14 protein-coding genes are annotated in these 14,050 nt (G+C 41.3%); 5 read left to right on the top strand and 9 right to left on the bottom strand.

Translation table 11 applies throughout. The annotated features are described in order from the left end of the window. Window positions 1–9: 9 nt before the first annotated feature. Window positions 10–669 (top strand): cofactor assembly of complex C subunit B, encoded by a 660-nt coding sequence (locus NLP_RS07340; RefSeq protein ID WP_104905824.1) that lies wholly within the window; start codon window positions 10–12, stop codon window positions 667–669. 114 nt (window positions 670–783) lie between these two features. Here NLP_RS07340 and NLP_RS07335 read toward each other — a convergent pair whose 3' ends face one another. Continuing rightward, a complete protein-coding gene (locus NLP_RS07335; RefSeq protein ID WP_104905823.1) occupies window positions 784–1,698 on the bottom strand; it encodes a M48 family metallopeptidase in 915 nt (304 codons plus the stop codon). 155 nt (window positions 1,699–1,853) lie between these two features. On the opposite strand from NLP_RS07335, the gene NLP_RS07330 reads away from it, so the two are divergent. Together NLP_RS07330 and NLP_RS07325 are read left to right on the top strand one after the other, a co-directional pair. Beyond that, the gene (locus NLP_RS07330) at window positions 1,854–2,372 is read left to right on the top strand and encodes a DUF456 domain-containing protein (protein WP_104905822.1); all 519 of its coding nucleotides are present in this window, start codon (window positions 1,854–1,856) and stop codon (window positions 2,370–2,372) included. Between the two features lie 554 nt (window positions 2,373–2,926). Beyond that, the gene (locus tag NLP_RS07325) at window positions 2,927–3,541 is read left to right on the top strand and encodes a PEP-CTERM sorting domain-containing protein (RefSeq protein ID WP_104905821.1); all 615 of its coding nucleotides are present in this window, start codon (window positions 2,927–2,929) and stop codon (window positions 3,539–3,541) included. Window positions 3,542–3,701: 160 nt separating this feature from the next. Here NLP_RS07325 and nblB read toward each other — a convergent pair whose 3' ends face one another. The 8 genes from nblB to NLP_RS07290 form a co-directional block, all read right to left on the bottom strand. Next, the gene (gene nblB / locus NLP_RS07320; RefSeq protein WP_104905820.1) at window positions 3,702–4,367 is read right to left on the bottom strand and encodes a phycobilisome degradation protein NblB; all 666 of its coding nucleotides are present in this window, start codon (window positions 4,365–4,367) and stop codon (window positions 3,702–3,704) included. 66 nt (window positions 4,368–4,433) lie between these two features. Then, window positions 4,434–4,898: a CBS domain-containing protein gene (locus NLP_RS07315; protein WP_104905819.1), complete on the bottom strand. Its 465-nt coding sequence runs from the start codon at window positions 4,896–4,898 to the stop codon at window positions 4,434–4,436. Between the two features lie 181 nt (window positions 4,899–5,079). Then, window positions 5,080–5,496, bottom strand: a complete 417-nt coding sequence (gene mutT / locus NLP_RS07310) for an 8-oxo-dGTP diphosphatase MutT (RefSeq protein WP_104905818.1) — start codon at window positions 5,494–5,496, stop codon at window positions 5,080–5,082. Window positions 5,497–6,034: 538 nt separating this feature from the next. After that, a complete protein-coding gene (locus tag NLP_RS07305; protein WP_099102117.1) occupies window positions 6,035–6,379 on the bottom strand; it encodes a DUF760 domain-containing protein in 345 nt (114 codons plus the stop codon). Window positions 6,380–6,601: 222 nt separating this feature from the next. Continuing rightward, window positions 6,602–7,558: an RNA polymerase sigma factor, RpoD/SigA family gene (locus tag NLP_RS07300; protein ID WP_104909800.1), complete on the bottom strand. Its 957-nt coding sequence runs from the start codon at window positions 7,556–7,558 to the stop codon at window positions 6,602–6,604. Window positions 7,559–7,979: 421 nt separating this feature from the next. Then, window positions 7,980–8,120 (bottom strand): hypothetical protein, encoded by a 141-nt coding sequence (locus tag NLP_RS32915; RefSeq protein WP_158680314.1) that lies wholly within the window; start codon window positions 8,118–8,120, stop codon window positions 7,980–7,982. Between the two features lie 52 nt (window positions 8,121–8,172). Continuing rightward, window positions 8,173–11,439, bottom strand: a complete 3,267-nt coding sequence (gene carB, locus NLP_RS07295; RefSeq protein WP_104905817.1) for a carbamoyl-phosphate synthase large subunit — start codon at window positions 11,437–11,439, stop codon at window positions 8,173–8,175. Window positions 11,440–11,947: 508 nt separating this feature from the next. Further along, on the bottom strand, window positions 11,948–12,502 hold the full coding sequence (locus NLP_RS07290; protein WP_104905816.1) for a Dps family protein: 555 nt from the start codon (window positions 12,500–12,502) through the stop codon (window positions 11,948–11,950). 456 nt (window positions 12,503–12,958) lie between these two features. Between NLP_RS07290 and NLP_RS07285 the strand changes: the two genes are divergently transcribed. Together NLP_RS07285 and NLP_RS07280 are read left to right on the top strand one after the other, a co-directional pair. After that, window positions 12,959–13,207 (top strand): Asr1405/Asl0597 family protein, encoded by a 249-nt coding sequence (locus NLP_RS07285; RefSeq protein WP_104905815.1) that lies wholly within the window; start codon window positions 12,959–12,961, stop codon window positions 13,205–13,207. A 69-nt stretch (window positions 13,208–13,276) separates the two neighbouring features. Beyond that, entirely contained in the window at window positions 13,277–13,945 is a 669-nt protein-coding gene (locus NLP_RS07280; protein WP_104905814.1) for a (2Fe-2S) ferredoxin domain-containing protein, read from the top strand. Window positions 13,946–14,050 lie beyond the last annotated feature (105 nt).

The raw sequence follows: 14,050 nt of genomic DNA, 5'->3' as shown, positions 1-14,050 counted from the left end.
CAATTTCTAATGACTAAACCTGATCCTAATCGAGTTTTGCGGCGTCTACCCATTGTCGTGGGTGGGCTAGGCGCTGTGCTTTTACTGATTAACCGTTTATTAACACCGGAATTAACCCAGTCTCAATCGCGTGGTGATGTAGTGGGCGTGATTTTGAGTGCAGTGTTAATTTTGACGGGTTTAATTTGGCAGCAAGTTCAGCCGCGATCGCCTGATACTGTAGAACTAATTGGAGAAGAAGGTTTTGTACTCGCAGCAGATTTACCTGAAACCGTGAAAACAGAGCTAGCCTGGGCATCTCATTTATTGTTGACTAATACAGTAACGCGATCGCTTGTGATTTTTTATCAAGGTAAAGTTTTGTTGCGTCGTGGGATTCTGGGTACTAAATCTGAAGTTGTGCCAGGAGTAATCTTAAAACAGGTACTCGAAAAACAAAAACCGATTTATCTAGTTGCTCTAAAAATATATCCAGGTAGGCTGGAATTTGATTATTTACCAGAGAATACTCAAGGTGTAATTTGTCAACCTATTGGCAACCAAGGTGCATTAATTTTGGGAGCAAATGCTCCTCGAAGTTACACCAAACAAGATGAAAACTGGATTGCAGGAATTGCTGATAAATTAGCTGTTACTCTTCGCTCGAATTTATCCAACCAAGCGACTTAACCTAAATTTAGGTTTATCATCTGTGAGAATAACTCGTAATTTGTAATTACTACCTCAAATTGACTTGCTCGTATCTATAAGTTAATTACGAATTACGAATTACGAATTATTAACTCACCAAGAAGTCAAAAAATTCCAACCTTCCTTTTCTTCTAGTGTCTTTTCTTCTTTTTCTTCTAGTTCTTCCGCTATCTTTAAATTTGTCTGTTGAATTAAATTATCATAAGCTCCTGAATCAACCCATTTTAATAATTCGCCAGCTCGCATAACTATCCAAGAAAGCCCAGGCTCTGTATAGCTTAATATTTTAGTGACTTTATCCACGCTATCAAAGTTATTGGATGTAAACTCACGGGCTTGGACGAGGAAATCTTCAATTACAGCAGCAGTCAAGTACTCATCTGGTAAACCCGCGAGTTTCATCAGTGTAGTAGTTGCTACGTCAATATCCTGACAAGCAAGCATTGCAGCCCGATCGGCAGTAAACCTAGCCATCATCCGCCAATTATACAAACCTAATTCCATTCCACCAGCTACTAAGCCACCGACTCCCAGTGTGGTACTGCTCAACAAATTTTTCAACGTTGGCATAACAATTGCCATTTGGTGGTAAATCATGTGCTGACTCTTGATGCGAGCGACTTCATGTCCGAAAACGTAAAGCAACTCATCTACGCCAAGCCACTCCATTGCATCTAAATTGATACCGACAAGGGGTTTTTCTACGCCAACAATGTAGGTTTGAATGTGACCTGTACCTCGAAATAGATACAATTCAGGAAGTGGAGCAACATCAAGAATTTGGCAGGTTTCTACAAATGTTTGATGTAATTCGGGAAAATTACGCGGCGAAATTCTGATTTCACTACCAAGGCTTTGCAGTCTAAGTAGGCGATCGATACCATATTCGTTAATTTTTTTGAGTAGTAGGGAGACACCGGGCATATTTTGCAAAGAAGCCAAGGCTTTGCGATCAAAGGGGTGCTCGTAGGCTTCAGAACTTAGTCCAGTTAATATTTTTCTCGTCATGGGTTTTGAGCTTTTAAATAGCAGTTTAGAAGAATTAGGCAAACTTGCACCACAGTGTACTAGGCATTTTTCGCTATCTTACCCAGATAGAATAAACAGTAGAGGCGCGCAGATGTGCGCCCATATGAGAAAATTTGGAAGTTTACAATTGATCTATGCAAATTATTTATTGGCTATTAGTTGCTGTAATGGTTGTGGGTATTATTGGTGCTGTAGTTCCAGCCATTCCCGGTAGCAGCTTAATTTTAATTGCAATTATCATCTGGGGAATCGTTAGTAGTTCCTTTGCAGCTATCAAGATTCCACTAATTGTGACAATTATAGTTTTACTGCTCAGTGTCGGAGTAGATTTTTTAGCTAGCTATGTGGGAGCAAAACAAGCTGGAGCTAGCAAGTGGGGGCAAATTGGCGCAATTGTGGGTTTGGTGGTAGGATTTTTGGGATTATTGCCAACTTTACCTTTTGGGGGGCCACTCTTAGGAATTTTACTAGGCCCACTTTTGGGAGCAATTATTGGCGAGTATCTTTACCGACGTGAATTCGGGTTGGCGGTTAAAGCAGGTATAGGAATTGTAGTCGGGTCTTTGGTTGGAAACTTGATTCAAGGGTTGTTAGCGATCGCCGCAGTTATAGTTTTTGTTGTGACAACCTGGCCACAGGTATTTGGCTCTTAGCATTTGAAAAATCTGACAGATTTGAGAACAGCGGGAATAGCTAGCAATTAGCTGTTTGTTACAAACATTCAATTTGATCGCAAAGACTATCTATGAGTAAACAAATACAGCGGTTCCTCCCATTTATTCTATGAGAGGAACCGTTTCACTAAATATTGGTAACTAGAAAGATTATAGATACACTGCATACTCCATTTATCTAAAATATGGTTAAGCAATTTTTAAGTGTAAAGTTATACTTTTCAATAACTGCGTAATTAGGTTTTCTTAAAGTCAGAGCTATTGCCAATAATTTGAACCCTAGAGAGTAAGAGATATACGAAGCGCAGATATGTAATAAATTAAAATTTTATGAAGACGATTTATTAGTTGAAGATGTGATGAAGACCACTCAGTAAATATTGCAGGTTCTAAGTCTATGTGATTTTATGGAGATAAGAAATACATCACGCAAGTTTCGCTTTCACTGACAGTATTTTAAATAGATTACTGATAGTAAAGGTTAAGCAATCAATTTCTCTGTTCCAGGTTATTATTAGGACTCTCAAAGGATCATGATTAATTTAAAATCTAAATTTGTAAACGCTACTCTGGCTGCTACTTTTGCAATCCCCTTGGCTACTACTGGGTTGTTTACCTCTGCTGGGTCTGCTCAAGCATACACTGGTGGCTTTACATTTGATGGTTCTGGCACTACAGCCAACATCACCAAAACTGGTATAACCTTCAATCCTGCACCAGGATCAATTGCTTTAGGGAACAAAGATGGAGATTTTCTTAACGATACAAATGGGACTATTTACAGCTTCTTAAATGCCAATTTACCTTCTAAATTTATAGATGTTGGTGCTAAAGATGGCGTTAAGCTACTTAGTTTAACTAATCTTTTTACACCAACTTTTAAAACAATCCTCGGAGGAACAGATATCAGCTTTGATTTCTATGGATTGTTTGACGATGGAAGTAAGGCAATAGGAAACATTGATTTCACTGCTTTAAAAATTAATGCAAAACAAGCAGAGACGGCATACAATAAAAATGGAATATTGAAGGCAAGCTTTAAAGGTGTGGCAGTATCATCTGTTCCCGAACCAGCTGCATTACTGGGCTTGGGTGCAGTAGGTGCAGTAATGGCTATGTCTCGTCGCCGCAAGAGTTTCGCTCAATAGATTTATCCTCAAATATAAACAAGTTACTTTTAGCAACTAAAAGTAACTCTAATTTATCTATTCGATCTGGCTGGAATGCGAAATTTTCCCAACCAGGTCGATTTTTTATATTGCCAGACAAATCTATATTAAAGGTGAATTTTCTTAACCTTAAATAGATTTAAACTGACTGCAAAAAACTTTTGGCTTCGCTTGCGATCGCATCTACTTGATCATTAGCCAGAGTTTCTAAAATAGATTTGGCTTCTGGATTACCTAAATGAGCCAAGGCTTGTACAAGTCTGTAACGAATTTGCCAATCTGGATTGGTAGCATAGGGAGCCAACAGAGGAACAGCTTGTACATTTCCCAAGTCACCCAAAGAACTAATAGCAGCAGTTTGGACTAATTCGTTTTCTGATGAGAGTGCCTCTTTAAGTAGTTCAAAAGCTCGCGGATCGCCTAACTCTCCTAATGTAGCAATAATACTGAATTGTATTAGCCATTCATCGGTTGTATGATAAAGCTGCTGTAAATCTTCAAAAGCTTCGCTTAACTTTAGAGCGCCCAAACAGTCTGCTGCTGCTGCTTGTACATCTACTTCGGAGTCATGAAGTAAGCGATCACGCAAGATATCCAAGGATAACTGTAAATCTTGGGTTCCAAGTGTATCCATTTGACTCACTGCTGTGTAACGTACACGGGAATTGCGATCGCCAATCGCACTTTGAATTAATTCAAAGCCAACCGCAGGTTCCAATTGGCGGATTTGATTTACTGCACGTAAGCGATCGCCTAAATCCTCAGAACTGAGCAATTGCTTAACAGACTCCGGAGTAATACTCATTTAGTTATCCTTGATTTTCAAATGTATAAAAAAGACAGACGCGATTAATCGCGTCTCTACTTTTGACTAATCTTGACTAGCAGCCATTGCCCGAATAATATCACCACGAGTAAGAATACCAATTACTTGATTTGTACTATCAAGTACTGGCAAGCGGTGAACGCTGCGATCGTGCATAATTGTAGCTGCTTCTTTTAAAGTTTTATCAGGGGAAATAGCGATCGGGTTTTTACTCATCACCTCCCCGACGGTTTGCCCTAAAGCCTTGTGCAAATCACGGTCATACGTAGCAGGATTTTTTAAATAGATAACACTATCAAGAAACATAATGTACGCAGGTGGAGTCACACCAGTTTCTTGCCACATCAAATCGGTTTCCGAGATAATGCCTACCAATTTACCGAGATCGTCCACAACAGGTAGTCCGCTGAAATGGCGTTCTGCGAGAATTTGGATAGCTTCCTTGAGTGGAGTTTCCTCCTGGACAACAATAGGAGCGCGGCTCATCACATCGGCAACGGTTTTAGGCATTTATTTGCTGACACCTTAAATCAAAGTCCCTGCGCCTATTGTAGAAAATTGCGGGACTCAACCTGATGCAATTAATAGATTGTTACGGGATTAGGCGTTGAAAAAATACAGAGGGGCAGGGTGCGGGGAGCAGAGGGGATAAAAATTCTTCTCCCTTGCTCCCTGCTCCCTTGCTTCTTGCCTACTCCCCATTCCCTTTTAATGCAGCAATAATTTGAATATTTGCTTTCGGAAAAGCAAACTGCTCTAGTTCTTCCAAAGTTACCCAGCGAATTTCATCGGATTCTAAAGGTTGGGGAACACCTGTAACATGTCGGCAGTGATGTACTGTGAGAGTAATGCGCAAGTTTGTATAGCTGTGGTCAATAGTAATCAGATGCTCTCCCACTTCAATTACTATTCCCAGTTCTTCAGAAATTTCCCGTTGAATACATTCTTGAATGGTTTCACCAGGCTCTATTTTACCACCAGGAAATTCCCATAAACCACCCATCGCTCCTTCTGGACGACGGCGGTCAATTAAAATTTGCTTTTGGTCATTCCAAATTACTGCAACACCAATGATTTTATGGGGTGGGAAAGAACTGGTTTCACTCATAATTGAATGGGGAGTAGGGAGTAGGGAAAGAATTCCTGAATTTTGACTCTTGACTAATAACAAAACTCGGCAGACTAGTTATAACTCTGCCGAGTTTAGATTTATTTATTGCAAAGGTCATCTAGCACTGTTCGTTTATCCACAAATGTGCATTAATCATTTATAAATACACCTCTAATATTGTGTCTGGTTAAAAACTTATTATTAAGATCGCAGAGGACTAGAGGGAAGGAATTTTCCGGCTTTCTGCATAGATTCGGGAGTTATACCTAACTAGCATGACATCATATAATTGATTGAATTAATCACAAAACTATAGGAGTTAACAGAGAAGCGAAATCAAAGACTCCGCGTTCCTCTGGGTTTAAATTTCAACCTGAATTAGTCACTATTTTGGATATTTTAAAAAACTTAGCTGATGTATAATCGGGAATTAGCGGCAAAGATTTCGCCGAGACTTATTTTCAATTCGTATCGCCGTAACTATGACTAGCTACCAGCCCAACAATATTGATTGAATTTCCCAAATTTTACATTTCTAGTCAATTTCGCTGTTGTCGGTTTCAGATCCTTGTAGAGCCATTTCAAAATTCATTCTCTGTTCAGCGTTACGCAAGAAATAACCACTAATCATTGCAGAAGCAAGAAGCCTACCTAGATTTTCCCGATTTGTGGTTACAGTAACACCAAAGTGTTCTGAAGGTAGATTACCTAATAGTCCTGTAATATTCCGTTCCATCACCTGAAAGACTTCGGCAGACGTGGGTTTGGATAGCTGGGTAACTGTCTCTGGACTCAAGGATTTAACGTACTGCCAGAGTAAATCGTTAGTTTCTGATTCGCTATTAAAAAATTCTGAGACACGATTGGATGGGTTACTCATTTTTTAGCTCCTTAACTACCACTATTAGCTGCGGTGCTTGTGATTTGAATATTAAATGTCTGTTTTGGATTTGACTTAGTTATTTTGTCTTCCTGTCAACTAATGTAACAGCCTAGCGTCAGAGTGGAAGTAGGTGTAACCGTACCAAAGTCAGCGTATTTTCTCACCCCAAAAAATAAGTGAGGAGTGGGGAGTTAATTACAAACTCATCACTCCTAACTTTTAACTTGCCAAATATTCATCCATATTGGCTTTAGACTTGCGAAGTTTGCTTAAGGCTTCCCGTTCAATTTGTCGAACTCGTTCTCGACTAATGTTCAATATTTCACCAATTCTAGCCAGAGTCAGGGCTTGCCCATCAGTTAAGCCAAAGCGCAGTGTAATTACTTCCCTCTGTTGTGGCGTGAGATCGCCCATTAGGCGATCTAAGTCATAAGATAGGGAAGATTGCATAACAAACTCTTCGGGAGAAGCGCCTGGATCTTCCAGCATTTCTCCGAGTTCGGTGTCGTAGTTATCACCCAGCCGCAAATCCAAAGAAAGGGGCAAACGCGCCTTTTCTAAATACTCTCGTACTTGTTTGGGGGTCAATTCTAATTCTTGAGCTAGCTCCCCAGCCGTAGGAGCGCGTCCCAACTTTTGAGACAATTGGCGCTGTGCCTTTTTAATCTTATTTAATTTTTCGGTGATATGGATCGGCAGCCGAATGGTACGAGCTTTTTCGGCTATAGCACGAGTAATAGCTTGCCGAATCCACCAATAGGCATAAGTAGAAAATCTGTACCCTTTGGTAGGGTCAAACTTTTCTACACCCCGTTGCATACCGATACTACCTTCTTGGATCAAATCCAGTAAATCGACGTTGCGCTTAATGTATTTTTTGGCAACGGAGACTACCAGCCGCAAATTGGCTTCTACCATCTTGCGCTTGGCAATTTCACCATCTGCGATCGCTTCGTTCAACTCTGCTGGTTCTAGGTTTGTAGCTTTGGCCCACTCTTCTAGAGTCGGTTGATGACCTAGCTGGGTGGCAAGAGATTCCCTTGATTCGTGCAAAGCGCAGGAACGTTGCACTTGTTTACCATAGAAAATCTCTTCCTCGTGGGTTAAGAGTGGCACACGGCCAATCTCACGCAGGTAAGTCCGCACGAGGTCTGTGGCTGTCTGAGCGGTCTTCATGGCGCTACTCTTTGGTAATGATGGGGTTGGCGGTAGGGTCATTAAGGGATAGATGCTTTCTTTATTTATTAGGGTGCTACCCAGTCAGACTGGGAACCTATGCTATGGTTTGCAACTTACGCGCCTGAGAAACTCGGCTGCTCATAATAATCAAATTTAGGCTTCTTAATTGCTAAAACTACAGTTATTTCCTACTTTTCACAAGTATCTACAGTTAGATAAAAGGTTGCTTTTTAAACATTTTTTAGGGATGTCTTATTAATAATTGTAACATTTATGAGAAGATTTTGGCTAGATGGCGACAGAAAATTTCCTGGTTTTTCCAGTTCATCCAACGTTGCCCTCTATCTTAAGGCTGACTAAAAGTCAATTTAAGAAATTATCTGGTTCAAATAATTTTCCTCATATTTGTTAAAGTATCTCAATGAGAACTATATTCATTCTCTTCTAACAATTGTTTAATTTTTTCTGGGGATTGGGCATTGAGAAGAGACAAGGTAGAGGGCAAAGATAAGGGAGAGACTTGTTCAATAATTACCCTTTGTCCCCCTTGTCTCCTCATCTCCCCTGCTCCCCTGCTCCCCTGCTCCCCTGCTCCTCTGCTTCCCTACTCTCTACTCCCTAGCGATCAGGCAGTACTCTTGGATAGTTTTTACATCCAAAGTAGTATTTTGTAAGGAACGGATGGCGGCGACGGTAGCTTTTGCACCGGCGATGGTAGTAATGATGGGAATTTTGTAAGCTAAGGCTGTGCGGCGGATTAACCTAGCATCAGTCTGGGCTTCTTCCCCTGATGGTGTGTTGATAATAAGTTGGATTTTCTGGTTTTTGATTGCATCTAGGACGTGGGGACGACCTTCATGGAGTTTTAACACTAGTTCAATATTTAACCCCTGTTCGAGAAGAACTCGCCGTGTACCAAGGGTAGCCATCACTGTAAAGCCCAAATCGATAAATTCTTTCACCACACCACTTGCAGCAGCTTTATCGCGATCGCTCATTGATACAAATACAGTTCCAGTTAACGGTAAACGCTCCCCAGCACCCATTTCCGCTTTGGCAAAAGCACGGCCAAAGTCGCTGTCAATCCCCATCACCTCACCAGTGGATCTCATTTCTGGGCCCAATATTGTATCAGTTCCTGGGAATTTATTAAAGGGTAATACTGCTTCTTTTACAGCAATATGTGTGGGAATGACTTCCTCTGTAAAATGTAGCTCCTCTAAGGTTTTGCCTGACATAATTAAGGATGCTAGTTTTGCTAATTGTATGCCTGTTGCTTTAGATACAAAGGGCACTGTGCGGGAAGCGCGAGGATTAGCTTCTAGAATGTAAACTTGGGGAGAATAGCTGCTTGCGCCGACAACAGCAAACTGAATATTCATCAATCCTATGACTGATAAAGCTTGTGCTAGCTGTATCGTCCAAGTGCGAATCTGATTGAGAACTGCTGGTGATAGGGAAATGGAAGGTAAGGAACAAGCGGAATCTCCTGAGTGAATCCCGGCCTGTTCAATGTGTTCCATAATACCACCAATCACTACCCGTCCTGTACGATCGGCGATCGCATCAACATCAACTTCAATCGCATTTTCCAAAAACTTATCAATCAAAATCGGATGTTCTGGTTCCACTAGTACCGCAAAGGTCATGTAGCGTTCCAACTCAGCATCGGAATAAACAATTTCCATCGCCCGTCCCCCCAACACATAGCTAGGACGCACCACCACCGGATAGCTAATACGTTTAGCGACAATCAACGCATCTTCATAACTCCGGGCAATACCATTAGGCGGTTGGGAAATATTCAACTGTTGGAGAATCTTTTCAAACCGCTCCCGGTTTTCTGCCATGTCGATGGAATCTGGCGATGTACCCCAAATTTTAGTGAGGAGTTCTGAAGTATCATTGCTGAGAAACTCTTGTAATGGGAGAGCCAGCTTTAGCGGTGTTTGCCCACCAAACTGGATTATCACCCCAACTGGATTTTCAGTTTCGATAATATTAAGGACATCTTCTTTTGTTAAAGGCTCAAAGTAAAGGCGATCGCTGGTATCGTAGTCTGTCGAAACTGTCTCTGGGTTGGAGTTGACCATAATTGTCTCATACCCCGCATCCTTCAAGGCATAAGCGGCATGACAACAACAGTAATCAAACTCTATTCCCTGTCCAATGCGGTTGGGCCCACCACCTAAAATCAACACTTTTGGCTTGGTTGCAGGCAAAACCTCTGTTTCTTCTTCGTAGGTAGAATAGTAGTAGGGGGTAAAGGCTTCAAACTCAGCGGCGCAGGTATCTACGGTTTTGTAAACTGGGATGATTCCTAGTTGTTTGCGGTAGGCGCGAACTTCATCTTCGGTGGTTTTGGTGGCATAAGCAATCTGGCGATCGCTATATCCGTCCCGCTTCACCTCATAAAGTTGCTCTTTTGTCAATTGCTGTAAAGGTGTTCGCTTGAGAAATTTCTCGACATCTAGGAGTTGTTGAAATTTATCTAGAAACCACGGGTCAATACCAGTCAGTTCGTAGATTTCCTCAGCACTAATCCCTAGTTGCAAGGCATGGCGCACGGAGAAAATGCGATCGGGGTTAGGTGTCCGCAGTTGGGCGCGGATTTGTTCACCACTGGGTAATTTTTCGGCTTTGTCGCAACCCCAACCAGCGCGTCCGGTTTCGAGCGATCGCAATGCCTTTTGAAAGGATTCGTTGAACGTCCGCCCAATTGCCATTGCTTCCCCGACTGATTTCATTTGGGTTGTCAGCACTGGCTCGGAACCGGGGAACTTTTCAAAGGCGAAGCGGGGGATTTTTGTCACCACATAGTCAATTGTCGGCTCAAAGGACGCGGGAGTTTTCTTGGTGATGTCATTTTTAATTTCATCCAAGGTGTAGCCCACAGCCAATTTTGCGGCCATTTTGGCAATGGGGAAACCTGTAGCTTTGGAAGATAAAGCCGAACTGCGGGAAACGCGCGGGTTCATTTCAATTACAACCACATCCCCATTAAGCGGATTGACGGCAAACTGGATATTAGAACCGCCAGTTTCCACACCGATTTCGCGGATGATTTTAATTGCCATATCCCGCAGCCTCTGATATTCTTTATCGGTGAGGGTTTGCGCGGGAGCGACGGTAATAGAGTCTCCGGTGTGAATGCCCATCGGGTCAAGGTTTTCGATGGAACAGATAATCACCACGTTATCTGCCAAGTCACGCATCACTTCAAGTTCATATTCTTTCCAGCCGAGTAAAGACTGGTCAATGAGAATTTGCGAAACAGGACTGGCATCTATACCTACCTGTGCCATTTCCTCAAATTCTTCTTGGTTGTAGGCAATGCCGCCGCCACTTCCACCCATTGTGAAAGCTGGACGAATAATTAGGGGATAAGTACCAATTTGACGAGCAACAGCTTTGGCTTCTTCTAAAGATTCAGCTGTATCGCTAGGACAAACAGCTACCCCAATCCTTGCCATTGCTTCACCAAACAGCTTTCGATCTTCGGCTTTTTCGATCGCTGGTAGTTTAGCGCCAATTAACTCAACGCCGTACTTTTCCAACACTCCATTTTTGGCTAAAGCAACGGCGAGATTGAGGGCAGTTTGTCCTCCCATCGTTGGTAGTAGAGCATCGGGGCGTTCTTTTTCGATGACTTTTTCGACCAATTCCGGCGTCAGCGGCTCAATGTAAGTGCGATCGGCCGTTTCCGGGTCGGTCATAATCGTTGCAGGGTTGGAGTTGACCAAAACCACTTCATAGCCTTCTTCTCGGAGTGCTTTGCAGGCTTGAGTGCCAGAGTAGTCAAACTCACAGGCTTGTCCAATCACAATTGGGCCAGAACCTAACAGTAGAATCTTCCGGAGGTCGTCACGGCGGGGCATAGTCGTTGCCTTGGAATACGAGAATACAAATCCTGATCATTTTAAGGGTCTTTACCCCCTATGGTGCTTTTTATTATTAAGTTTTCTAAGTTTGATGATAGGAAGGAGTGGGAGAGCAGGGGAGCAGGGGAAAATAATTAATAACCAATGCCCAATGCCCAATGATTATTTTGTATTTCTAATTTTATTTAATTACGCTCCTCAAATTTCTAAAGCTTTTGCGAATCTTTATTATTTAATTTGATGAACCTTGCGATAAATGATGATTTATTTTGGCATTTATCTGTCTGCTTATTTATGCACAGATAAATTACTTAGATAAAAATTTATCTTAACTAGCTAATTGCTAAATATTTTCAACGTTAAACATTATATAAATATATTTACTTAGATAAAAAATGGCAGAGAAATAGGTATACCATTCTCTGCCATTTTTTATAATATTTTAATAGTTGGGCTACCAACTTTTTCTTTGAGTCTAGGTAGACAAATCTAGATTATGAGAATTTTAGCTTTGAGCTGCTTGGACAAACCCTAAAGTTAAGCTGTCTTTGGCGAGGAAGTGAGATAAATGATATGCACGTTCCTCAGTTTTTAACAAAATCTTTTCGTACAGATAGCGTGTGCCTCGATCGCCTAAACTCTCTGCCTGAGCAGCTTGACGACGAATTACACCAATGATTGCTTGTTCGGCAGCTAGGTCATTTTCCACCATTTGGCGAGAGGAATATACGCCTTCAGATTCTTGCTCAAAACAGGTTAATTCTGCTAATTTGCTGAAGGTAGCTACTGGCACACCACCCAGTCCATCCAAACGTTCGCCAATTTCATGAACGTGGTCTTGTACTTGATTATAGCCTTCGTTAAAAAACTCATGCAGAGAGTAAAATTCTGAGCCTTCAACTACAAAATGATGCTTTTGGTACTGCAAGTACAGTGCCTGGAAACTAGCTAATACAACGTTAAATCCTTCTGTAACTGGAGCCGTTACGCTGTGATCCAGTAACACGGGATTGTCATATACATTACCAAAATTCCGTAACAAAGTTTGCGTTTCAGACATTGTTCCCCTCGCTATTTAGCAATTATAGATTTTAACTGCTTATTCTTTACGATATTAACATTTTACCAATAAGAGTAAGCCAATTTGTCATCACAATATTTTGTATTTTTGCTTACTACAAAGTCTCAAGTTTATTGTTTGGTGGTTTATGGCATGCTCATCAAGTTGTGTATATTTTTCATCACTATTGACATTAAAAATTAAATGTGCTTACTTTCCGAAGGGAGTGATGGATATGGGGTGAGTAAATGCCTTATTGTCCTCTTCATGCCCCTCATCTCCCTGATCTCCCTCATCAGATGATTGCAAGAATTTTATTTTTTTCCAAAATTAATGAGAATTGTTTGCACTTAAGGTATGCTGGTTTTAAAAGGTTACACTCTTAAGACTTTCAAAAAGCAGAGAGTTAAATCGCGGTAGTTACTGCAAGTTTGTTGCATTTTGAGGGCAATTCTCTTGAAATCGTTTAGTTCAGAAATAGAAAGCAACCACCTTATAGAGGTGAATTGGGCAGATCGCTGGCAAGTCTATCAACGCCTAAAGGAGTTAGACATTCCCTGTAGTTGTATACCTAACCAGCCATTGAAAGTTGAAATTGGCTCTCCTACTACGGCTGTTCAACTTTGGAGTGTGATACGGCGATTAACAGCTTCCCGTCAAGACCAGATTTGGACTCTTGAGTGCTGCTGGAAAAATCGCTACTAACAGTTATAATTTTTAGCTGCTGAGAATATCTTGCTTGACAGCTTGTATTAATTAAAAGGAGGTTAAAAAATGGGTGGATCTGACAATATGGAAGTATCAGAATTTTGCCTTGAGGGCAGATTTATAGATTTTGTTATTAAAGATGGCTATAAGCTGAAAGGTTTACTGCTGGCTACTCATGAGGGTGAATGCTACATTAAACTCGCTAAACATTTGCGGGCTGCTTTTGACATGCGGCTACCAGCAGGTACTTGGCTACAAGTTGTTGGTTATAAAGAATACGATATAAAAAAAGACAAAGTTACACTGAAAGCTGAACGTGTGATGGCGGCGCGTTCTGAAATAGCGGCAGTTAAGACCATCGCTGCACCACAAGAACCCCCATCTATTGATGATGTCAAGGTAAAACCAGCTAAGACTAAGACCACGATTTTGGTGTGTCAAAAGTCTGATTGTATGAAACGCGGTGGTAAAGCAGTTTGTCAGGCGTTGGAGGCGGCTTTGAGCGATCGCGGTTTAGAAGACCAAGTTACAATCAAGGGCACTGGTTGTATGAAGAACTGTAAAGCTGGGCCGAATTTAGTTATGCCAGATAAAACACGCCATAGTCGAATTCAAGCTACACAAGTTCCCGCCTTGATGAATCAGCATTTTGGCGACAAAAATTTATCAGCACAGCCTGAAAATTTAAGGGAAATTGCGATATATGATGGCAAACTTTGGGGAAATAATTCATAAAATCTTGACATTTTAATGAGAAAGTTTAATAATATCTTCTCAAGTGTGTTCCGTTAATACTCGGCCTTAAGTCCGCTAGAAGTTTACAATAAAATCAAAAAACTG

The sequence above is a fragment of the Nostoc sp. 'Lobaria pulmonaria (5183) cyanobiont' genome, from assembly GCF_002949795.1.
In the GTDB taxonomy this organism is placed as follows: Bacteria; Cyanobacteriota; Cyanobacteriia; order Cyanobacteriales; family Nostocaceae; genus Nostoc.
Note: the sequence above shows the minus strand (reverse complement) of the source record. Positions and strands in the feature narration are given on the sequence as shown.